Source organism: Streptomyces sp. NPDC057900, from assembly GCF_042887885.1.
GTDB lineage: Bacteria > Actinomycetota > Actinomycetes > Streptomycetales > Streptomycetaceae > Streptomyces.
This window is the reverse complement of the sequence record NZ_JBHVOI010000003.1, coordinates 328,750-349,740: the sequence shown is the minus strand read 5'-3', so window position 1 is coordinate 349,740 and position 20,991 is coordinate 328,750. Positions and strand designations below refer to the sequence as shown.

The 20,991-nt window shown below is 70.3% G+C and carries 17 protein-coding genes and 1 pseudogene; 8 read left to right on the top strand and 10 right to left on the bottom strand.

What is annotated here, in order from left to right; translation table 11 throughout:
* Positions 1-19: 19 nt before the first annotated feature.
* Both ACFVQ0_RS15850 and ACFVQ0_RS15845 read left to right on the top strand, forming a co-directional pair.
* The gene (locus tag ACFVQ0_RS15850; RefSeq protein WP_390088864.1) at positions 20-1,093 is read left to right on the top strand and encodes a potassium channel family protein; all 1,074 of its coding nucleotides are present in this window, start codon (positions 20-22) and stop codon (positions 1,091-1,093) included.
* Positions 1,094-1,174: 81 nt separating this feature from the next.
* Entirely contained in the window at positions 1,175-2,164 is a 990-nt protein-coding gene (locus tag ACFVQ0_RS15845; protein WP_390088337.1) for an NAD(P)H-quinone oxidoreductase, read from the top strand.
* Positions 2,165-2,278: 114 nt separating this feature from the next.
* Here ACFVQ0_RS15845 and ACFVQ0_RS15840 read toward each other — a convergent pair whose 3' ends face one another.
* From ACFVQ0_RS15840 to ACFVQ0_RS15815, 6 genes are all read right to left on the bottom strand, one after another.
* Entirely contained in the window at positions 2,279-2,827 is a 549-nt protein-coding gene (locus tag ACFVQ0_RS15840; protein WP_390088335.1) for a bacterial proteasome activator family protein, read from the bottom strand.
* Positions 2,828-2,929: 102 nt separating this feature from the next.
* Positions 2,930-5,782 carry an FtsX-like permease family protein gene (locus tag ACFVQ0_RS15835; protein ID WP_390088333.1) on the bottom strand — a complete coding sequence of 951 codons (2,853 nt, stop codon included), beginning with the start codon at positions 5,780-5,782 and terminating at the stop codon, positions 2,930-2,932.
* Positions 5,779-6,546 carry an ABC transporter ATP-binding protein gene (locus tag ACFVQ0_RS15830; protein ID WP_390088331.1) on the bottom strand — a complete coding sequence of 256 codons (768 nt, stop codon included), beginning with the start codon at positions 6,544-6,546 and terminating at the stop codon, positions 5,779-5,781. Before ACFVQ0_RS15830 ends, ACFVQ0_RS15835 begins: the two co-directional genes overlap by 4 nt.
* Before the next feature lie 92 nt (positions 6,547-6,638).
* On the bottom strand, positions 6,639-7,247 hold the full coding sequence (locus ACFVQ0_RS15825; protein ID WP_390088329.1) for a PadR family transcriptional regulator: 609 nt from the start codon (positions 7,245-7,247) through the stop codon (positions 6,639-6,641).
* Between the two features lie 82 nt (positions 7,248-7,329).
* On the bottom strand, positions 7,330-7,806 hold the full coding sequence (locus ACFVQ0_RS15820) for a hypothetical protein (protein ID WP_390088327.1): 477 nt from the start codon (positions 7,804-7,806) through the stop codon (positions 7,330-7,332).
* 399 nt (positions 7,807-8,205) lie between these two features.
* Positions 8,206-9,864 (bottom strand): protein kinase, encoded by a 1,659-nt coding sequence (locus tag ACFVQ0_RS15815; RefSeq protein ID WP_390088325.1) that lies wholly within the window; start codon positions 9,862-9,864, stop codon positions 8,206-8,208.
* Positions 9,865-10,229: 365 nt separating this feature from the next.
* Between ACFVQ0_RS15815 and ACFVQ0_RS15810 the strand changes: the two genes are divergently transcribed.
* Positions 10,230-11,885: a protein kinase gene (locus ACFVQ0_RS15810; RefSeq protein ID WP_390088323.1), complete on the top strand. Its 1,656-nt coding sequence runs from the start codon at positions 10,230-10,232 to the stop codon at positions 11,883-11,885.
* 79 nt (positions 11,886-11,964) lie between these two features.
* Here ACFVQ0_RS15810 and ACFVQ0_RS15805 read toward each other — a convergent pair whose 3' ends face one another.
* The 3 genes from ACFVQ0_RS15805 to ACFVQ0_RS15795 form a co-directional block, all read right to left on the bottom strand.
* On the bottom strand, positions 11,965-12,993 hold the full coding sequence (locus ACFVQ0_RS15805) for a phosphotransferase enzyme family protein (protein WP_390088322.1): 1,029 nt from the start codon (positions 12,991-12,993) through the stop codon (positions 11,965-11,967).
* A 58-nt stretch (positions 12,994-13,051) separates the two neighbouring features.
* Positions 13,052-13,489 carry a pyridoxamine 5'-phosphate oxidase family protein gene (locus ACFVQ0_RS15800; protein WP_390088320.1) on the bottom strand — a complete coding sequence of 146 codons (438 nt, stop codon included), beginning with the start codon at positions 13,487-13,489 and terminating at the stop codon, positions 13,052-13,054.
* Positions 13,490-13,592: 103 nt separating this feature from the next.
* Positions 13,593-14,252, bottom strand: coding sequence for a response regulator (locus ACFVQ0_RS15795; RefSeq protein ID WP_390088318.1), 660 nt, complete (start codon positions 14,250-14,252; stop codon positions 13,593-13,595).
* A 341-nt stretch (positions 14,253-14,593) separates the two neighbouring features.
* Here ACFVQ0_RS15795 and pdhA point away from each other — a divergent pair, with 341 nt between their 5' ends.
* The 4 genes from pdhA to ACFVQ0_RS15775 all read left to right on the top strand — a co-directional run bounded on the left by pdhA (position 14,594) and on the right by ACFVQ0_RS15775 (position 19,176).
* On the top strand, positions 14,594-15,757 hold the full coding sequence (pdhA, locus tag ACFVQ0_RS15790) for a pyruvate dehydrogenase (acetyl-transferring) E1 component subunit alpha (RefSeq protein WP_390088316.1): 1,164 nt from the start codon (positions 14,594-14,596) through the stop codon (positions 15,755-15,757).
* A gap of 2 nt (positions 15,758-15,759) precedes the next feature.
* Entirely contained in the window at positions 15,760-16,740 is a 981-nt protein-coding gene (locus ACFVQ0_RS15785) for an alpha-ketoacid dehydrogenase subunit beta (protein ID WP_390088314.1), read from the top strand.
* Positions 16,741-16,750: 10 nt separating this feature from the next.
* A complete protein-coding gene (locus ACFVQ0_RS15780; RefSeq protein ID WP_390088312.1) occupies positions 16,751-18,190 on the top strand; it encodes a dihydrolipoamide acetyltransferase family protein in 1,440 nt (479 codons plus the stop codon).
* Positions 18,191-18,507: 317 nt separating this feature from the next.
* Positions 18,508-19,176: a hypothetical protein gene (locus tag ACFVQ0_RS15775; protein WP_390088310.1), complete on the top strand. Its 669-nt coding sequence runs from the start codon at positions 18,508-18,510 to the stop codon at positions 19,174-19,176.
* A gap of 603 nt (positions 19,177-19,779) precedes the next feature.
* On the opposite strand, the pseudogene ACFVQ0_RS15770 reads toward ACFVQ0_RS15775, so the two are convergent.
* Positions 19,780-19,914 (bottom strand): annotated as a pseudogene (locus ACFVQ0_RS15770) (IS5/IS1182 family transposase); the annotation flags it as partial.
* A gap of 365 nt (positions 19,915-20,279) precedes the next feature.
* Between ACFVQ0_RS15770 and ACFVQ0_RS15765 the strand changes: the two are divergent.
* The gene (locus tag ACFVQ0_RS15765; protein WP_390088308.1) at positions 20,280-20,981 is read left to right on the top strand and encodes a DUF4232 domain-containing protein; all 702 of its coding nucleotides are present in this window, start codon (positions 20,280-20,282) and stop codon (positions 20,979-20,981) included.
* Positions 20,982-20,991: the final 10 nt, after the last annotated feature.

Here is a 20,991-nt window from a genome sequence, read left to right as displayed (position 1 = left end):
ACTTCCCGGCCAGGACGCGATGGCCAGGCGCGCTGACGAGCAGGTCGTACCCACCCGGGTGATGCTCCCCCGCCGGGTCGTCGCCGGCCCCGCGCGCCAGGTCGCCAAGCGGCTGCTGATGGCTCTGATGGTGCTCGCCGCCACGGTGCTGATCGTCTGGATCGACCGCGGCGGCTACCACGACGCGGCCGACGGCAGCGTCGACCTGCTGGACGCCGTCTACTACGCGACGGTCACGCTCTCGACCACCGGGTACGGCGACATCACCCCGTACAGCGACGGAGCCCGGCTCATCAATGTGGTGTTCGTGACACCACTGCGCGTGCTCTTCCTCATCATCCTGGTCGGCACCACCCTTGAGGTCCTCACGGAGCGGACCCGGGAGGACTTCCGGCTGAAGCGTTGGAGAACCAACTTGCGTGACCACACCGTCGTCGTCGGCTTCGGCACGAAGGGCCGCTCGGCCATCCAGACCCTGTGCGCCACCGGGCTGCGGAAGGACCAGATCGTCATCGTCGACCCGGCGTCCAAGGTGATAGAGATCGCCAACGCCGAGGGGTTCACCGGAGTGCTCGGGGACGCGACGCGCAGCGATGTGCTGCTGCGGGCCGAGGTGCAGAAGGCGCGTCAGATCATCATCGCCACCCAGCGCGATGACACGGCGGTGCTGGTCGCGCTGACCGCCCGCCAGCTCAACCGCGGGGCGAAGATCGTCGCCGCGGTGCGCGAGGAGGAGAACGCCCCGCTGCTGCGGCAGTCCGGTGCCGACGCCGTGATCACCAGTGCCAGCGCGGCCGGACGGCTGCTCGGCCTCTCCGTGCTCAGCCCCAGCGCGGGCACGGTGATGGAGGACCTGATCCAGCAGGGCAGCGGCCTCGATCTGGTCGAACGGCCGGTCATAAAGGCCGAGGTGGGCAAGAACGTCCGGGAGACCGACGATCTCGTCGTGAGCGTTCTGCGCGGCCACCGGCTGCTCGGTTACGACGATCCGGCGGCCAGTCCGCTCCAGCTGACGGACCGCCTGATCACGATCGTGCGGGCCACGAACGAAGCGCCCCCGAGCCACACCCCGCCGACAGCCCCGCGCCCCTGACCCGGCCCAATGCGCGGCGCCGCCCCGACCTGGCCGCGCCTCGCACCGCTCGTCCGCACGGCACGGAGTAGCCTCGCGGCCATGCATGCGATCACGATCCCCGAACCCGGTGGCCCCGAGGCACTCGTCTGGGCCGAGGTGCCCGATCCCGTACCCGGCGAGGGCGAGGTCCTCGTCGATGTCGTCTCCAGCGCGGTCAACCGTGCGGATGTGCTCCAGCGGCAGGGCTTCTACAACCCGCCGCCCGGCGCCTCGCCCTACCCGGGGCTGGAGTGCGCGGGCCGGATCTCCGCCATCGGTGCGGGTGTCACCGGCTGGTCGGTCGGCGACGAGGTGTGCGCGCTGCTGGCGGGCGGCGGTTACGCGGAGAAGGTCGCCGTCCCGGTCGGGCAGTTGCTCCCCGTACCTGCCGGACTGGACCTCGTTCTCGCGGCGGCGCTGCCCGAGGTGACCGCGACCGTCTGGTCGAACGTGTTCATGGTGGCGCACCTGCGCCCCGCCGAGACGTTGCTGGTGCACGGCGGGTCCAGCGGCATCGGCACGATGGCGATCCAGCTGGCCAAGGCGGTCGGAGCCCGGGTCGCGGTGACGGCGGGCGGGCCCGAGAAGCTGGAACGCTGCGCGGAGCTGGGCGCCGATGTCCTGATCGACTACCGCGAGCAGGACTTCGTCGAGGAGATCAACCGCGCGACGGACGGGGCGGGCGCCGACGTCATCCTCGACATCATCGGCGCGAAGTACCTGGACCGGAACGTGCAGGCGCTCGCCGTCAACGGCCGGCTCGCGATCATCGGCCTCCAGGGCGGCGCCAAGGGCGAACTGAACCTCGGCGCCCTGCTGAGTAAGCGCGCCGCCGTCACCGCGACCTCGCTGCGCGGGCGCCCGCTCGCGGAGAAGGCCGCGATCGTCGCGGCCGTACGCGAGCACGTCTGGCCGCTCCTCACCGACGGCGTCGTACGGCCGGTGGTGGACCGTACGCTGCCGATGCGGGACGCGGCAGAGGCGCACCGGGTGATGGAGTCCAGCACCCACATCGGCAAGGTGCTCCTCCGCTCACCCGCGGCGGCCTGAGCCGGCAGCCGCAACCCAACCGAAGGGCCCGGCACACGGTCTCCGTGTGCCGGGCCCATTCGGTTCGGGGTGATCAGTACAGATACAGATACGGGTGCGAGTACGGGTACGGGGTTACAGGTACGGGCCCGAGCGGATCGGTCCGTGCGGGTCCCCGCCGCCTTCCTCCTCCTCGCCGACCGTGCCCGGGGGCAGGGCGCGGCGCATCTGCTCCAGCTGTGCGCGGGCCGCCATCTGCTGGGCGAACAGGGCCGTCTGGATGCCGTGGAAGAGGCCCTCCAGCCAGCCCACCAGCTGGGCCTGCGCGATCCGCAGCTCCGCCTCAGAGGGGACCGACTCCTCGGTGAACGGCAGCGAGAGCCGCTCCAGCTCCTCCACCAGCTCCGGCGCGAGGCCGTCCTCCAGCTCCTTGACCGAGCTGGCGTGGATCTCCTTGAGGCGGACGCGGCTGGCCTCGTCGAGGGGAGCCGCCCTGACCTCCTCCAGGAGCTGCTTGATCATGCTGCCGATGCGCATCACCTTCGCGGGCTGCTCGACCATCTCCGTCACCGGGATCTCGCGCGACTCGTCGTCGGTTCCACCGCCACCGATCGCCATTCCGTCCTGTCCCACCACGAGGACTTGGGGGTGCTCCTGCGACCGTTCATTCCTCGGCATCTCCATGTCGTCCATTGTCTCGCACACCTGCGGTTCAACACTGTGGTGCCCCCGGAAACGTGAGATCCACCGTTTCCGGGGGCACCGGGACAACACCGCAGCCGCTGGTCAGCCGGCCCGCCGCGCCAGCGTCAGCCGGGAGCGGGTGAACAGCGCCGCCAGCAGCCCGGCCAGCAGCGGTACGACCACGGCCAGCAGGCCGATGGTCACCCAGGGCACCACGATCGGGGTGTAAGCGGACTCCATCGGGTCCTCCCGCATCGCCTCCAGCGCGTTGCGCAGGTCGATCAGGCGCAGTGCCACCGCGGGCACCAGCCCCGCGGCCGTCCCGAGCAGCACCCCGGTGAGCGCCACCACCAGGCACTGGAGCCCGGACAGGGTCCGCCGTACCCCCGGGGGAGCGCCCACCGCGCTGAGCGTGGTGAGGTCGGCCTCCGCGTCGGCCTTGGACAGCCCGGTCGTGATCGCGGCCGCACCCACCGTCACCACTCCGGCGAACAGCGTCAGCACCAGCAGCATGGTGTCCTCGCGGTCACCGGGTTCCGATCCGGTGCGCACGTAGACGTTCGCACCGGCCTGCTGGATCGCGGCATCGGTCCGCTGCGACTCCGCGTCCGTCGGCGGGTGGGCGACGTTGTACACGCTGCCGTACGCGGCGGTGTGCAGTCCGAGCCGCTGTGCGCTCTTCTCCGGCATGATCATGCGGATTCCGGGCGTCTCGGCGTACTTGGCGTCCGCGACGTACACCTTCAGCCGGTCCGTCTTCGTCTTCGCCGGGCCCGGATGCAGGGCGCGGTTCTTCTTGTCCTTGTCGCTGTACCGGTGGACGGCCTTGAGCGTGACCTGCCCGTCCTTCGCGTACGCCCGGTTGAGCAGCACGGGGGTGCCCGCGTCCAGTGCCCTGGCGGCGGCCGGGTCGTCGAGCTTGACGTACGTCGTGAGCAGCGACGCGTCACCGATGACGATGTTGCTCCCGCCCGAGTTGAACGCGTCGATGGTGTAGCGCTCGTCCACGCACTCGGGGGAGTGCATCGTGCGGCGGTGCTCCTCGTCGCTCAACCGGAGCGCGAGCTGCTTGGCACCCTTGGTGTGGAGCGGGCAGGTGTGCCCCTTGCCGGTGGGCTTGACCAGTTCGAGCGAGCCGCAGTCGTTCTCGTCCTCGTAGTACGTGTTGCAGTCGCTGCCGGCCCAGAGCCGGGAGACCTCGGCGGGTTTGCCGATGGGGTTCATGTTCCGCTCCACCGCCGCCCGTGCCAGCTGCTCCACCGCCTTGGTGTTGTCTCCGTCCGCTGCGTACAGCACGACCGACTTCGGGCTGAACATCGGCGTGTAGTCGTACTCCCCCTGGGCGTCCTTGCTGGACACGAACGTGGCGATGGCGACCGAGCCCGCGACCGCGGCCATGACCGCCGCGACCGCCGGAGCGGTCCTGCCCCGGTTGCGGGCCGCGTCGCGCAGTGCCATCCGGGGCGAGAGCGGCAGCGCGCGGCCGAGCCGCCCGAGGAACCCGACGATCACCGGGATGCAGCACAGGAGTCCCAGCTCGGCGACCACGGAACCGGCGGCGACCTCGGTGGAGTTGCCGGTGGTGCCGCCCAGGACGGCGATCGCGACGCCGACGGCCAGGGCGCAGGCGCCCACGATCGGCAGGACCCGGGAGCTGCGCCGGACACCGCGGTGTCCGGTGAGCGACTCCAGTACGGACTGGCGGCCCGCCACGATCGCCGGGGCCAGCGCCGCCAGCACTCCGGTGATCATCCCGATCACGGCGATGGCCAGCAGTTCCTTCGGGTCCATGACGAGCGAGCCGAAGCGGTGCTGGGCCTGCTCCTCGATCAGCGGCTGGAACAGCGCGGTGAGCGCCAGTCCGGCCACCACCCCCACCACGGCTCCGGCGCCGCCGAGCACCAGCCCGCCGGAGAGGACCACGGCCCGTACATGGCGCCGGTCCCCGCCGCAGGTGCCGAGAAGGCCGAGCTGACGGCGTGAGCGGCGCGCGCCGACGGCGAAGGCCGGTCCGGCGAGCAGCACGATCTCCAGGACCGCCATGGCGACGACCGTGATGAGGGCCGCGCTCAGCTCGGTGGAGGATTCGGGTGCCGGGTTGCTGCCGCGCTTCTTGATCAGCGGGACCTCGGAGTCCGGCGGCGGGTCGAGGACGACCTGGCGCGAGACGACGAGCGCGCCCTTCTTGTTGGCCGCCATCACGTCGGACCAGCTGACCCCCGTTCCGTTGCCCGCCTTCACCAGCCAGCTCAGGTCGTCGGTGTTCGGCGGCAGCACCTTCTTGTCGCGGGCGGCGTTGGCCTTCCACGGGGCGATGACCGCGCCCGGGTCCGCGTACAGGGCCTTGGCCGACAGGTTCTGTGGCTGCTCGACCGTGCCGGTGACGGTGTACTTCCGGTTCGGACCGCGCACGGTGATGTGTGAACCGATGTGCAGACCGGCCGACTTCAGGAACGCCTCGGTGGCGACCATCTCGCCGGTGCCCTTCGGGAACGCGCCGTCGACGAGGTCGATCTTGCCGCGCGCCATCGGGTCGGAGGTCCGGAACTCGTAGATCTCGGTGTCGGCGACGCCGTACCCGGTGGTGACGTTCGCGGGCGCCGCCTGGATGCTGATGGCGCGCGAACCCTTCGGGAACGCGGTCCGCAGGTCGATCGCGGGGATGTCCTCGGACGATTCCGGGTCGTCGCTGAGAGGGTTGTAGTCGTCGCCGCTGACCGACTGGTCCAGCGGACCGGCCTGGGGGTCGGTGAACAGCGCGTCGGCCGACCCCAGCTGGGCCGCCAGCTGCTCGGAGGTGGAGATCTCCACACTGCGGTACGTCACGTCGAGGGCGGTGACGCCGAGCACCGGTATCGCGATCATCGCGACCACCAGCGCGCTGCGGCCCTTGGCGCGCATGGCGTCGCGCCGGGCGATCCGGAGGGCGGCGCGCCACCCAGTGAAGACGCTCACGCGTTGCCCCCGGTGGCGAGCAGCGAGTCCGCGCCGACGCTCAGCGTCTGGTCGACGATCGAGCCGTCCCGCAGGAAGACGACCCGGTCCGCCCAGGCGGCGTAGCGCGGTTCGTGCGTCACCATCACCCCGGCCGCGCCCTGGTCGCAGCGGTTGCGCAGCAGCGCGAGGACGGCCTCACCGGTCTCGGAGTCGAGCGCCCCGGTCGGCTCGTCGGCGAGCACCAGGCGCCGGTCCCCCACCAGCGCGCGGGCTATCGCGACGCGCTGCTGCTGGCCGCCGGACATCTCGTCGGGGAAGCGGTCACCGATCTCCAGGAGGTTCATCTCCTCCAGCGCGGCACGGGCCTCCTTGCGCGCCTTGCGGACGGGGACTCCGTCCAGCTCACGCGGCAGGGCGATGTTCTCCGCGGCGGTCAGGGCGGGGATCAGGTTGTAGTCCTGGAAGACGTAGCCGACGCTGCGGCGGCGCAGCGCGGCCACGCCCTTGCGGCCGAGCGCGGAGATGTCCTGGCCCTCGATGACGACCTGGCCCGACGTCGCGGAGTCCAGGCCGCCGGCGATGGTCAGCAGGGTGGACTTGCCGGAGCCGGACGGGCCCATCACGGCGACGAGCTCACCGGCGTGCACCGACAGGTTGATGCCGCGCAGGGCGTGCACCTCGGCGATGCCGGTGCCGTGGGTGCGGGTGAGCGAGCGGAGTTCGAGCACCGGCGCGTCCACCGACAGGGGCGGAGTGGCCGGGGACGGGGCGTGCAGTGACATGACGGGTGGTTCCCCCTCGGAACAAATGCGGATTCTGTGGTCGGTGCGCCTGTGGATCTCTGAGCGGCGGGGGCCGGGGCCGGGGCCGGGGCTCAGCGGCGGGTGCGGGCCTTTGCGGGGCGGGCGGGGCCGGGTGCGGGCGTGCTGATCTCCGGTTCGGTGGCGGCGGCCTCCGCCAGCCGGACCAGCCGGGCCTCGCAGTGGTCCAGCCAGCGGGCCTCCGCCTCGGCCTGGAAGATCAGCTGTTCCAGTACGAGCAGCCAGGCGACCTCATCGCGGTTGGTGGGCACATCGGTGAGGGCCTGCGCCTTGAGACGCGTGTAGTCCTGCATCGCCTTCACGGTGTGGTGGCGCTGGGACTGGATGACGGCCCTGATGTCCACGCCGGGTGCGCCGACGGCCATGGCGAGCTTGATGGCCAGCTCGTCGCGGGGCGGGCTGCTCCGGTCCACGGGGGTCTCGAACCAGCTGCGCAGCTCGGTGCGCCCCTCGTCGCTGATCGAGTACAGGGAGTGGCCCTGGTCGTCCTCGCCGTCCTGGACGACCAGGCCGTCGCGCTCCAGTCTGCTCAGCGTCGTGTACACCTGCCCGACGTTGAGCGGCCAGGTGGAGCCGGTGCGCGACTCGAATTCGGTGCGGAGCTGGGAGCCGTAGCGCGGCCCCCGTTCCAGGAGGGCAAGCAGCCCGTGACGGATCGACATACTGAGTATGTATACCGAGTATGTTGCCGAACGCAAGTCTGTGACCTGGTGCGAAGGGGGCGGGGCGGTCCGGGTGCGGCGGTCAGTCGGCGCGGCGCATGCGCAGCGCGAGGAAGCCCAGACCCAGCCCGACCAGGCAGATTCCCACGCCGAGCGACATCTCCTTGACCTGTTGTACGGCCCGTCCGTCGAGGGCCTGCCGGGCGAGCCGCCCGGTCTTCGGCGACGCGCTCGCGTCAGGAGTGACGGCCGGTACGGCGGCGGGGTCCGTCGCGCTGGACCGGTCCTCCTCGGCCTCGATCGCGTCGTCGGCCCGTGCGATCTCCCGGGGCGTCAGCTGCCGTCCGGGGCGCAGTCGCCCCTCCCCGGCGGGCAGCCCGGCCAGCGGTGACTGCTCGTCGTCCGGCCGCGGCGATCCGGCGCTCGGTGAGGGCGATCCGGAGGCGTCGGACGGCGGGGACGCGGAGGAGGGCGGTGGTGCGGGGGGTGCGGGTGCGGCGGAGGGGCCGGTGGGTGCGCCGGGCCCCTGGGGGGCGGGCGCGGACTCCGAGGGCGGCACGGTGGGCGTCGATGACGGCGTCCCGCCCGACGAGGGACCCGGCGAGGGCCCTGCGGCGGACCCGGGCGGCGGCGCGGACGGCGGTCCGGCCGGTCCCGACGACGGTCCGGCCGGCCCCGGCACGGCGGAAGCGGAACCCGCGGCCACGGAAGCCCCCGCCGCCCGCGCTGCTACGGAAGCACCCGCCGCCCGCGCCTCTCCGCCCGTCGCCATGGCCCCCAGGGCCGCGGCCGCCGTCAGTGCGAGGCAGGCCGCGCGCCGTGAGGGCCGCGAGGGGGAGCGTCCTGAAGCCATGTGGCCAGCGTCACATGTGACGATATGTCCGGCATCTCAGGTGATGCGGACGGATGGCCCGAGGCCCTGCGCCCGCACCCCGCTACGTACTGCGCCCGCTACGTACTACGCCGGATCCCCGGTGGCGATGCGGAGCTCGAAGTGGGCGCCGGTCTTGGGGACCGCGGTTCCGGCGGTGGGGAACTGGTCGACGACCTGGTCCTCCGCGTAGGCGTTGCCCGGCACCTCGATCTTCTTGATCGTCCAGCCGGCCGCGTCCGCGCACTGCCGCGCGGAGATGATGTCCTTGTACAGGAAGCTCGGGGCGTCGACCTTGTTCGGGTCGTCGTTGTCCTCCATCGCGTCCGTGCACTTGTCGGTGTCCATCGTCCGGTTCCGCTCCGGACCCTTGTGGTCGGCGGCCGGCTCGGACTGGCTCGTCGTGGGCTTGTCGTCGTCGCCGCCCTTCATCGAGAGCACCGTGATCAGACCGCCGATCGCGATCAGCGCCACCACGATCGAGCCCACGATCACCGGAGTGTTTCGCTTGGAACCGCCGTTGGAGCCGCCACCATTGGCGGGGGTGGACGCCGTCTGCGGCGACACCGAGTACGGCGGCGGGGTCTGCTGCTGCATCGGCTGCATGGACTGCATCGGCGCCTGGCTCTGGTACGCCGGGGCCGACTGGGGGTAGCCGTACGACGGCGCGGGCGTCGGCGTGCCGTAGGGGCCGGGCTGCTGGTGCGACTGGTACGGGCCCGGCTGGTACGGCGTCTGGACGTTCTGCGGAGCCGGGGTGGACTGGTCGACCGGCGGGAAGACGGCGGAACCGACGCCGGATCCGCTGTTCGCCGGTGCGCCGGCGTCCCCGACGATCACCGGGGCGCCCGTCCGGCCGCCGGCGCTCAGCACCCGGTGGATCTCGTCCTGCATCGCGGCGGCGCTCGGGAAGCGCTCGTTCGGGTTCTTCTTCAGCGCGCGGGCGACCAGCGCGTCCATCGCCGGGGTGATCGACCGGTTGATGGTGGACGGCGCGACCGGCTCCTCCTGCACATGCGCGTACGCGATGGCCAGCGGGGAGTCCGCGTCGAACGGGATGCGGCCGGTCAGCAGCTGGAACAGCATGATGCCGACCGAGTACAGGTCGGAGCGCGCGTCCACCCCGCGGCCCAGGGCCTGTTCGGGGGAGAGGTACTGCGGGGTGCCGACGACCATGCCGGTCTGCGTCATCGACGTGACGCCGGACTGCATGGCGCGGGCGATGCCGAAGTCCATGACCTTCACGATGCCGCGCTTGGTCACCATGACGTTGCCGGGCTTGATGTCGCGGTGGACCAGGCCCATTTCGTGGCTGGTGTCCAGGGCGGCCAGCACATCGGCCGTCACCTTGAGCGCCTTGTCGGCCGGCATCGCACCCTGACTGCGGATGTCCGCCTGCAGGACGGAGCCGAGCGGCTGCCCCTCGACGTACTCCATGACGATGTACGGCATCAGCGCGCCGCCGAGCTCGTCCTCGCCGGTGTCGAAGACGGAGACGATGTTGGTGTGCTGGAGCTTCGCGACCGCCTGCGCCTCGCGCCGGAACCGCTCGCGGAAGGACTGCTCGCGGCCCAGCTCCGTATGAAGCGTCTTGATCGCTACCTGTCGGTCCAGCGCGGAGTCGTACGCCAGATATACGGACGCCATCCCGCCTTCGCCGAGCAGGTCACGCAGCTGGTAGCGGCCGCCGGCGACCGAACCGCCCGCGTAGCGACCCTGGGCCCCTTGTGCGCCGTCCTGGCTCATGACTTGTACTTCCCCCTCGGGCGCGCGACTCACGCGAAGATCCGTATTACTGGCCAAGTCTGCCCGAGGGGTACGACACGTCAAGCCAGGTGCCCGTTCCGTGACCCTACGCACAAGAAGCGTCTCGGAAGCGTTACAGGAACCGGATGTAACCGGATGCAATTTGCGCGGGCGGCTTCCCAGCCGGTTGGATGGCCGGTCCCTCTCGAAATCGGTGTGTCCGACGAAGGCTGTAGCGTGACGTGGCAATGCGGACGTGCGATACGGACGTGGCAATGCAGCAGGGCAGCAGGGGCCTTTCGGACGAAAGGCCCCGGACACCGTGAGAACCGCGGACGCGCGGACAGATACGACGGCGAGGACTGATGGCACCCGAACCCGAAGCAAACGGCGGCGGAGTTCCGGATGGCACCGATTCCTGGGGCATCGGCGGTGTTGTCGGTGACGGGCGTTACCGGCTGACCCACCGGCTCGGCCGGGGCGGTATGGCCGAGGTCTTCGCGGCCGAGGACGTCCGGCTCGGGCGCACGGTCGCGGTGAAACTGCTGCGCTCCGATCTCGCGGAGGACCCGGTCTCCAAAGCCCGGTTCACGCGCGAGGCCCAGTCGGTGGCAGGGCTCAACCACCATGCGGTCGTGGCGGTGTACGACTCCGGTGAGGACACCGTGGGCGGGCAGACCGTCCCGTACATCGTGATGGAGATCGTCGAGGGTCACACCATCCGTGACCTGCTCCTCAACGCCGAGCCGCCGCCTCCGGAGCAGGCACTGATCATCGTCTCCGGGGTGCTGGAGGCGCTCGCCTACTCGCACCAGCACGGCATCGTGCACCGGGACATCAAGCCCGCCAACGTGATCATCACGCACTCCGGTGCGGTCAAGGTGATGGACTTCGGCATCGCCCGCGCCCTGCACGGCGCGCAGTCGACGATGACCCAGACCGGCATGGTCATGGGGACGCCGCAGTACCTCTCCCCCGAGCAGGCGCTGGGCAAGGCCGTCGACCACCGCTCCGACCTCTACGCCACCGGCTGCCTGCTGTACGAACTGCTGGCGCTGCGGCCCCCGTTCACGGGTGAGACGCCGCTCTCCGTCGTATACCAGCACGTTCAGGACATCCCGGTCCCGCCCTCCGAGGTGTCCGGCGGGGTGCCCCCGGAGCTGGACGGGCTTGTCATGCGCTCGCTCGCGAAGGACCCGGACGACCGGTTCCAGAGCGCGGAGGAGATGCGCGGGCTCGTCCAGTACAGCCTGCAGATGCTCCAGGTCCAGGGCGGCCACACCGGCACCTGGAACACCGGACCGGTCGTGCTGAACGAGGGCGGCGCCACCCCGCCCCACGGCATGACCGGCGCCACCCGCGCGATGGGGCACCCGCAGCACGGGGACACCTCGCAGGGCCCGATCCTGCCGCCGATGAACCCGGACGACGGCGGATACGGCGGCTACGAGGGCAACGGCAGCCACCAGGCCGGCGGCGGCCGGGGCCGGGGCAAGCTGTGGCTGTTCGTCGTGCTGGCACTGATCGCGATCGGCGCGGGCGTCGCCATCGCGCTGAACGCGACGAAGAGCGACGGCGAGAAGCCCAAGAAGGACCCGACGCCGACGTCCAGCTCCCCGTCCCCGACGAAGAGTTCGGCCTCGCCGACCGAGGAGCACACCCAGGACACCCAGCAGCCCGGCAGCTCCTCCGGCGATCAGCAGGAGACGCCGCGCAGGCCCTCCTACACCCCGTCGGACACTCCGAGCGAAACGGACACGCCTCCCTCGCCCACCCCGTCCGACACGGACTCCGGCACCACGACGGACGGCGGCGCGAGCACCGACACGGGCGGTACGACGACGGATGGCGGCACCAACAGCACGGGTGGCGACACGGGCAACACGACGACCGACGGCAACGCCAACGGCGAGCAGGACGGCGGCACGACACCGGCCGGCGGCGCGGCCGGCGAGCCGGGCGGCACCGCGGAGGGCGCCAGCACCGGCACCGCGGAGGGGCCGGTGGGCACCACCCCCTGAACGGCGCCCGCACCGGACGCCGCCGGGCCCGCCCTCCGGGCGGACGGCGCGGCCTCGCGAACACGCCGTCCTGTACCCCTCACCCCGTGAAGGCCTCGCACACCGCGTCGTACTCACGGGTCCACCACACCGCCAGGGCCGACACCGCGGGAAACTGCGGGTCGGCCCTTCGGTCGTTCAGGCAGTAGCGCCAGCGCAGTATCCAGAAGTCGTTGAGCCGCTCCCACCACACCCGGTGCACGGCGGCGGCCAGTTCCGCGGCCCCGGCCCCGGCCGCCCGCCGGTAGGCGCGCGCGTAGGCCCGTACCTTCGCCAGCTCCAGCTCACCGGCCGGCTGGACGAAGAAGATCGCCGCGGCCCGTACCGCCTCCTCCGCGCGCGGCTGCACGCCGAGGCGGTCCCAGTCGAGGATCGCCACCGGGTCCGCGCCCCGGTAGAGCACGTTCAGCGGGTGGAAGTCGCCGTGCACCCAGCCGGTCGCCGGCACCCCCGGCGCGGGCGGGCGGCGGTCCGCGTGCTGGTCCAGCAGGGTGCGCCGTTCCAGGAGCCGGTGCTCGGCCAGCTCGTCGAAGGAGTCCCGGGGCCGCCGGCCACGGGCGGCGGCCAGCAGCTCGTCGATCACCGCGAAGGTGTCGGCGGGATCAGGGCTGGCATGACCGGCCGGCCTGCCCGCGCCCTCCGAACCCCCCACGGCCCCCGCGCCCCCAGGGCCGCCCTCACCCGCTTCCATCACCTGCTCAAGACCTGTGTGTACGGCTCCGAGGAGCGCCCCGAGCCGTACCGACTGGGCCACGGTGAGCTGGGCGCCGGCCCGGTGCAGCCCGTCGACCCAGGGGTGCAGGGCGTAGCAGCGACCGCCGATCTCGGTGACCGTGCCGCCCTCGGTGTCCTCGATGGGCGGGGCGACGGGCACTCCGAGTGACTGGAGCCGCTGGGTGGCCCGGTGCTGGCGGACGATCGTGGCGCGGTCGCCGGTGGAATCGTCCAGGTGGTGCTTGAGGAAGTAGGAACCCCGGGTCGTGGAGACGCGGTATCCATGGTTGAGCAGTCCCTGGTCCAGCGGTTCGCAGGTGAGCGGCTCACCTGCGTGCGGATAGCGGCGGAGCACTTCGCGGACCGGGGGAACAGGCGTAAGGGTTACAGATGAGCGCGGCACTCGCCAGATGTTAGATCACGCTGTGTTGCAGGCTGTGACGAGTTGCGTGGAAGTCCAGAGTGTGCACCTGGACGAAATGCGGGTCGAGCCGGAGGAACGCCGGGGTGAAGGACTCCCCGTTCACCTCGACGGGGGCGGGGCCGAACAGCTCGCGCTGGGCGCAGGTCGGCTCGACGGTCTGCGCGGGCCCGGTGAACTCCACGGACCACAGATCCCGGTTGCCTGCCGCGGCGGCCACGTTGAAGTTGTCCGCGCCGTACGCGACGACGGTTCCGTTGCAGGCGTCGTGGTAACCGAGGCCGCCGTGCATCCGCAGGACCACCCGGCCGTCGATCACGACGTGGCGGGCCACCGTCAGGAAGGGGAGAGCACGCATGCTCGTCGCCAGCCGGCCGTAGGGGACCCGGCCGAGCAGGTCGATTGCGTGGAGTTCTTCCTCGGTGGACATGACCTCCACTGTGCGTGACCGCAGTGCGCGTGGATAAGAGGCCGCAGCCCCGGGTGCCGGGGGACCAAAGTCCCGAATCGGCACCCTCCGCTACACGTGCGGCTCAGCGCTTCTCCGCCTGGAGCCGGGCGACATAGGCGGCGGCCTGCGAGCGGCGCTCCATACCGAGTTTGGAGAGCAGGCTGGAGACGTAATTCTTGATCGTCTTCTCCGCGAGATGCAGCCGCTCCCCGATCACCCGGTTGGTCAGCCCCTCACCGATCAGATCCAGGATCTTGCGTTCCTGGTCGGTCAGGTTCGCGAGTTTGTCGTCGCCGCGCCCTTTCTTGCCGTCGCGCAGCCGCTCCAGCACCCGCGCGGTGGCCACCGGGTCGAGCAGCGACTTCCCGGCCGCCACGTCCCGTACCGCGTTCAGCAGCTCGTTGCCCCGGATCGCCTTCAGTACGTACCCGGCCGCGCCCGCCATGATCGCGTCGAAAAGTGCCTCGTCATCGGCGTACGAGGTCAGCATCAGGCAGTTGATGGACTCGTCCTGGGACCGGATCTCCCGGCACACCTCCACCCCGCTGCCGTCCGGCAGCCGTACGTCCAGGACGGCGACATCGGGCCGGGTCGCGGGGATGCGGACCAGCGCGTCCTCGGCCGTACCCGCCTCACCGACCACCTCGATATCGTCCTCCACCGAGAGAAGCTCATGAACTCCGCGGCGGACGACTTCATGGTCATCCAGCAGAAAAACCGTGATTTTTCCTTCTTTGCGCACAAACGCAGTCTCACACACTCCCCCCTTCCCTGCCGCTGTCCGGCGGGATAACGTGCCGTTGTTCCGGCAGCCTGCAAGGCTGTTACCAGTGCTGTGACCAGCGAGAGTTCCCGAATTCTTCGATTTACTTGGATATCCAAGCAAAATCGCAGGTCAGATAGGGTTTCGCAGTTACGCGAGGCACTGGGTAACGTGCCTAATAACAGGGCGCTCGCCGGGGCACCTGTCACGCCTGTTCCCGGACCGAGCGGCACCCCACCCCGTGCACGGGTACGGACACAGGCGAGCCGCACTGGTCTCCCGGCAGACCCCGGGGGCCGGACCGACGGAGGAGCACGCACGTGACCGTGGAGAGCACTGCTGCCGCGCGTAAACCGCGACGCAGCAGCAAGCGGACCAGCGCCGCGAAGACGCCCGCGAAGACACCGGGGACTTCCGGACCCGAACTCGTACAGCTGCTGACGCCCGAGGGCCAGCGCGTCGAGCACCCGGACTACTCGATCGACCTGAGCGCGGACGAGCTGCGCGGCCTGTACCGGGACATGGTCCTGACCCGCCGCTTCGACGCGGAGGCCACCGCCCTCCAGCGCCAGGGCGAGCTGGGCCTGTGGGCCTCGCTGCTGGGCCAGGAGGCCGCCCAGATCGGCTCCGGCCGGGCCCTGCACGACGACGACTACGTCTTCCCGACCTACCGCGAGCACGGCGTGGCCTGGTGCCGGGGCGTCGACCCGACCAATCTGCTCGGGATGTTCCGCGGCGTGAACCACGGCGGCTGGGACCCGAACACCAACAACTTCCACCTCTACACGATCGTCATCGGCTCGCAGACCCTGCACGCCACCGGCTACGCCATGGGCGTCGCCAAGGACGGCGCGGACTCGGCCGTGATCGCGTACTTCGGTGACGGCGCCTCCAGCCAGGGCGATGTGGCCGAGGCGTTCACCTTCTCGGCGGTCTACAACGCGCCGGTCGTGTTCTTCTGCCAGAACAACCAGTGGGCGATCTCGGAGCCGACCGAGAAGCAGACCCGGGTGCCGCTCTACCAGCGCGCCCAGGGCTTCGGCTTCCCCGGCGTCCGGGTCGACGGCAACGACGTACTGGCCTGCCTGGCCGTCACCCGGTCCGCCCTGGAGCGGGCCCGCCGGGGCGAGGGCCCCACGCTGGTCGAGGCGTTCACCTACCGGATGGGCGCGCACACCACCTCCGACGACCCGACGAAGTACCGGGCCGACGAGGAGCGCGCCTCCTGGGAGGCCAAGGACCCGATCCTGCGCCTGCGCACCTACCTGGAGAACGAGGGCGCCGCCGACGAGGCGTTCTTCACCGCCCTCGAAGAGGAGAGCGAGACCCTCGGCAAGCGGGTACGCGAGGCGGTGCGGTCCATGCCGCAACCGGACCGGATGGCGATCTTCGAGCATGCCTACGCCGACGGGAGCGCCCTCGTCGACGAGGAGCGCGCCCAGTTCGCCGCCTACCAGGCATCGTTCGCCGAGGAGGGCAAGTAGCCATGGCCATGGAAAAGATGTCCATCGCGAAGGCGCTCAACGAGTCGCTGCGCAAGGCCCTCGACACCGACCCCAAGGTCCTCATCATGGGTGAGGACGTCGGAAAGCTCGGCGGCGTCTTCCGGATCACCGACGGCCTCCAGAAGGACTTCGGCGAGGGGCGCGTCATCGACACCCCGCTCGCGGAGTCCGGCATCGTCGGCACCGCGATCGGCCTCGCGCTGCGCGGTTACCGGCCGGTCGTGGAGATCCAGTTCGACGGCTTCGTTTTCCCCGCGTACGACCAGATCGTCACGCAGCTCGCGAAGATGCACGCCCGCTCGCTCGGCAAGATCAAGCTCCCGGTCGTCGTGCGCATCCCGTACGGCGGCGGCATCGGCGCGGTGGAGCACCACTCCGAGTCGCCCGAGGCACTGTTCGCGCACGTCGCGGGCCTGAAGGTGGTCTCCCCCTCCAACGCGTCCGACGCGTACTGGATGATGCAGCAGGCCGTCCAGAGCGACGACCCGGTCATCTTCTTCGAGCCGAAGCGCCGGTACTGGGACAAGGGCGAGCTGGACACCGAGGCCATCCCGGGCGGGCTGCACCGCGCCGCCGTCGCCCGCACCGGCACGGACCTCACGCTCGTGGCGTACGGCCCGATGGTGAAGGTCTGCCTGGAGGCCGCCGCGGCGGCCCAGGAGGAGGGCAAGTCGATCGAGGTCGTGGACCTGCGCTCGATGTCCCCGATCGACTTCGACGCCATCCAGACCTCGGTCGAGAAGACCCGCCGCCTGGTCGTGGTGCACGAGGCGCCGGTGTTCTACGGTTCCGGCGCGGAGATCGCCGCCCGCATCACGGAGCGGTGCTTCTACCACCTGGAGGCACCCGTGCTGAGGGTCGGCGGCTACCACGTGCCGTACCCGCCGGCCCGGCTTGAGGACGAGTACCTGCCGGGTCTGGACCGTGTGCTCGACGCCGTCGACCGCTCGCTGGCGTACTGAGGACTGGGGCGTGACAACGATGACCGAAACTACGAACGCCGCTCGCTTCCGTGAGTTCAAGATGCCCGACGTGGGCGAGGGACTGACCGAGGCCGAGATCCTCAAGTGGTTCGTCCAGCCCGGCGACACCGTCACCGACGGCCATGTCGTCTGCGAGGTCGAGACGGCGAAGGCGGCCGTCGAGCTGCCGATCCCGTTCGACGGGGTGGTGCACGAGCTGCGCTTCGGCGAGGGAACGACCGTGGACGTCGGCCAGGTGATCATCGTCGTGGACGTGGCACCGGGCAGCGGCGACGCGGCCCCGGACCCGGCCCCCGCCGCGGAGGCCCCCGCGCCCGCCGCCGAGCCGGAGCCCGAGGCCGAGGCGCCGAAGGGCCGCACCCCGGTCCTGGTCGGCTACGGCGTGGCCGAGTCGTCCACGAAGCGGCGCGCTCGCAAGGGCACGGAGGCGGCGCCCGCCGCCGCGGCTGCCGCGATCCAGGGCGAGATGAACGGGCACGGCACGGGCGCCGTCGTGCCCGAGGCCCGCCCGCTCGCGAAGCCTCCGGTGCGCAAGCTGGCGAAGGACCTGGGCATCGACCTGGCGACGGTCAGCCCGACCGGCGAGGGCGGCGTCATCACCCGCGAGGACGTGCACGCGGCGGCGGCCCCCGCCCCGGCTCCCGAGCCGGTGCGGGCGCAGCCGCAGATCCCGGCCCCGGCAGCGGCGGAGGACTCGCCGCCCCCCGCCGTGGTCGCCTCGATGGGCGCGCGCGAGACGCGTATCCCCGTCAAGGGCGTACGGAAGGCCATCGCGCAGGCGATGGTGGGCAGCGCGTTCACCGCGCCGCACGTCACCGAGTTCGTGACGGTCGACGTGACGCGCACGATGAAGCTCGTCGCGGAGCTCAAGGAGGACAAGGAGATGGCCGGGGTGCGGGTCAACCCGCTCCTGATCATCGCCAAGGCCCTCCTGGTCGCGATCAAGCGCCACCCCGAGGTCAACGCGGCCTGGGACGAGGCGAACCAGGAGATCGTGCGGAAGCACTACGTGAACCTGGGCATCGCGGCGGCCACTCCGCGCGGACTGATCGTGCCGAACATCAAGGACGCGCAGGAGCAGACGCTCCCTCAGCTGGCCGCGTCCCTGGGCGAGCTGGTCTCCACGGCCCGCGAGGGCAAGACGTCCCCGGCGGCGATGGCGGGCGGCACGGTGACCATCACCAACGTCGGCGTCTTCGGCGTCGACACGGGCACGCCGATCCTCAACCCCGGCGAGTCCGCGATCCTCGCGGTCGGCGCGATCAAGCTCCAGCCGTGGGTCCACAAGGGCAAGGTGAAGCCCCGTCAGGTGACCACGCTGGCCCTCTCCTTCGACCACCGCCTGGTCGACGGCGAGCTCGGCTCGAAGGTGCTGGCGGACGTCGCCGCGATCCTGGAACAGCCGAAACGCCTGATCACCTGGGCGTAGCCGCCCCGGCGTCACGTGTGTGAGGTGGGCCCGTGCGAGGTGTCGCGCGGGCCCACTGCCGTGTCCGCCCGGCTGCGCGGGCACGCGGCGCCCCACCGGTGATCGACCGGCCAAGTCGAGGTGCTCGCCGACGCCGAAGCAGGCGTGCAGCACCGGGGGCTCTGCCCCTGTCGCCGATTCACAGATGTGATCATGATTCAGAGGCAGCCTCAAGTTTTCCTCAGGTAAAGGTGAGGAACCTGTGCACGGCGATCTGTTTGTGTCTGAATACAGGCATGGCCGTCCCAGTGAGGGGCGGACAGGGGGGAGAGTTCCTTATGGGAATCATCAAGAGCGGATCAATCGGTTCTGCCATCGCGTTCGCCATAGTCGCCGGAATGGCAACCGCGCCGGCCTACGCGCAGCCTTCGGTGTTTGTTTCGGCTGACGAAGAGCCCGAGGTGATAAACACCGCTCCTCCGGCCGAGCCGGAGGAGGGCGACCTCGTGGATGATCCGGAGCCGGAGCCGGAGGAAACGGTCCGGCCGCCCAAGCCGGGCGATACCACCAACGGCGAGTACTGCGGTCGGACGCAGTACATCTATACCCCTTCCGCAAAGGGGGCCAAGTACCACAAGGGTGTTGGCGCGACCCTCTCCAACTACAACAACACCTCCAGGACCGCGCGATCGACCTTCACTTCCGAAGTCACTGGAGAGGTCGGGGTGAGTGTCACGGCAGGGCTCTCGGGGAGTGTCGATGCGATGCTTGCCAAGATCGAGGCAAAGTACGAGGTCAACCTCAGTCTCAAGTTGACTGCAAAGCTCGGAAATTCGATCGCCGTCAACACCCCGTCGAAGAAGACGACGAATGCCAAGTACGGTGTCTGGCGGCTGAAGAACACCGGTACCAGCTACACCATCTACAGCAACTGCAAGATGACGCCGAAGAAGACCATCACCAGCTACTCGCCGATGAAGGTGGGTTGGTACCTGTGGGAGGACTGAGCGTCCCGTGGGGTTCTGGTCCCGGGCGCAATGTCGCCCTGATGGCCGTCGTCGTTGCCCTGGGGGCAGGCGGATGCAGCGGCGGAGACGACTCCGCAGCAGCGCGCCCGGCAGCTTCGAAATCGGCTCCCACTGCTCCTTCCCGGAGCAGCGACAGGGCCGAGCACGTTGACGGAGAGAAGGTCACGGTAGCGCCTAAGCCAGTAAACGGCGGAAAATCTGTGCTCTCGGTGGCTTCGAAACACGGAAATGCCGAGATGTCGCTCAAGGGTGGAATCGGGCCTGATTCCATGGCGATTCAGGTGAACTGTCAAGGCAAGGGTACGCTCAAGGTCTTCATTGATCCGGTAGCTATATCTTTTCCTCTGGAGTGCGTAGAAGGAGAAGTGAGCAGTACCTATAACGAGTTGAGGCTCAAGAGGGCTCGTGCTGAGGGTAGTGTCCGAGTATCGGCGCCTTCGGCTGTCCGCTGGGCTCTCACAGTCGAACAGTAGTGGCTGACTCCAGCCGGTCGAATACGAGGCTGGTGTATCAGGACCTGTCCGGTGGTTCCGCCGGGCAGGTCCTGAGGCCCGGGGGCGAATCGCCGCTTAATTGCCGCCAGCGCAATGAGTTGATCTGTCGGTGGGTGATGAGGCAGCAGGCGAGTTCGCGGAAGGCTTCGTGGATGTCTGCGCGTTGTTCCCAGCGGATGCGCAAGGGGCTGAAGCCGTGGGGTGAGGCGAAGCCGCGTTCGACGCCCCGGCGGTCGGGGGGCCGGTCGACGATGAGCGGCCCGCGCCCGTAAACAGTCGCAGGCGCCCGCATTGCCGTCGCCGTCTGTGACTCCAAGGCCCCCGTCGGCCCCCTTGCTCCTCCTCGCCCCGCCGCCTGGAACTCATTCCAGGCCGGGCTACGCCGGGAAGAACCCCAGCTCAGAGGGTGCGCAGCTGCCCGCCCGCCGGTCCGTTCCGGCTCGGCGCGCTTGTAACAGCCATGTATTAGCCCGTGAACGGGCGGAACGGCCGAGTCCGTCCAGTGGGTCCTATTGATCAGAAGCGCTCGCCGGTACCGACCCGTACCGTGCGGGCCGGTACTGACCAACCGATTCTGAGGACGGAACCATGCGCGCTCGTAAGCTCACCTTCGCAGCCCTGGCGCTCGCCGCGGGTCTCTCGCTCACGGCCTGCCAGAACGACGACGACGCCGCAGGACAGTCCGACCCGTCGTCCGGGTCGTCCGCGTCCGCCGCGTCTGCCTCCGGCGGTGGCTCGGACTCGGGTGGTTCGGACCAGGCCGACGGCAAGGAGTCACCCGCCCCGGACTCGGCCGGCTCGGATTCCGGCGGCTCGTCCTCCGGCGGCTCGTCCTCCGGTGGGAGCGGGGGCGGCTCCAGTGCCAAGGGCGGCAAGTGCACCACCGACGGCCTGAAGGTCACGACGACGAACACGTTCATCGACGGCGACCGCGACGGCAGCATCGCGGTGGGGCTGACGAACATCAGCGGCGCGGACTGCGTGATCTCCGGGTTCGTGGGCGTCGACCTCAAGACGAACGCGGGGACGATCTCCGCCACGCGCAAGGGCGACCCCGGCGACCCGTACACCCTCAAGAACGGCAAGGAGATCGACTCCAACGTCAGCTACCCGCTCAACAAGACGGGTGGCTCCGGTGTCCGCATCACGGGTCTCGTGGTGACCCCGCCGAACGAGACGAAGTCGGTCACCCTCGCCTGGCCGGGCGAGAGCTCGCTGCCCGCGGGGGACGGCAGCGACGGTGGCAAGGTGACGGTCGGCCCGATCGGCAGCGCCGGGCAGGGCGGCTGATCAAGTACGT

Coding starts and splice junctions, on each gene's coding strand:
- ACFVQ0_RS15845 (WP_390088337.1), top strand. CDS start 1,175: ATGCATGCGATCACGATCCCCGAACCCGGTGGCCCCGAGGCACTCGTC.
- ACFVQ0_RS15765 (WP_390088308.1), top strand. CDS start 20,280: ATGCGCGCTCGTAAGCTCACCTTCGCAGCCCTGGCGCTCGCCGCGGGT.
- ACFVQ0_RS15775 (WP_390088310.1), top strand. CDS start 18,508: ATGGGAATCATCAAGAGCGGATCAATCGGTTCTGCCATCGCGTTCGCC.
- ACFVQ0_RS15815 (WP_390088325.1), bottom strand. CDS start 9,864: ATGAGCCAGGACGGCGCACAAGGGGCCCAGGGTCGCTACGCGGGCGGT.
- ACFVQ0_RS15830 (WP_390088331.1), bottom strand. CDS start 6,546: ATGTCACTGCACGCCCCGTCCCCGGCCACTCCGCCCCTGTCGGTGGAC.
- ACFVQ0_RS15785 (WP_390088314.1), top strand. CDS start 15,760: ATGGCCATGGAAAAGATGTCCATCGCGAAGGCGCTCAACGAGTCGCTG.
- ACFVQ0_RS15850 (WP_390088864.1), top strand. CDS start 20: ATGGCCAGGCGCGCTGACGAGCAGGTCGTACCCACCCGGGTGATGCTC.
- ACFVQ0_RS15800 (WP_390088320.1), bottom strand. CDS start 13,489: ATGTCCACCGAGGAAGAACTCCACGCAATCGACCTGCTCGGCCGGGTC.
- ACFVQ0_RS15825 (WP_390088329.1), bottom strand. CDS start 7,247: ATGTCGATCCGTCACGGGCTGCTTGCCCTCCTGGAACGGGGGCCGCGC.
- ACFVQ0_RS15810 (WP_390088323.1), top strand. CDS start 10,230: ATGGCACCCGAACCCGAAGCAAACGGCGGCGGAGTTCCGGATGGCACC.
- ACFVQ0_RS15840 (WP_390088335.1), bottom strand. CDS start 2,827: ATGGAGATGCCGAGGAATGAACGGTCGCAGGAGCACCCCCAAGTCCTC.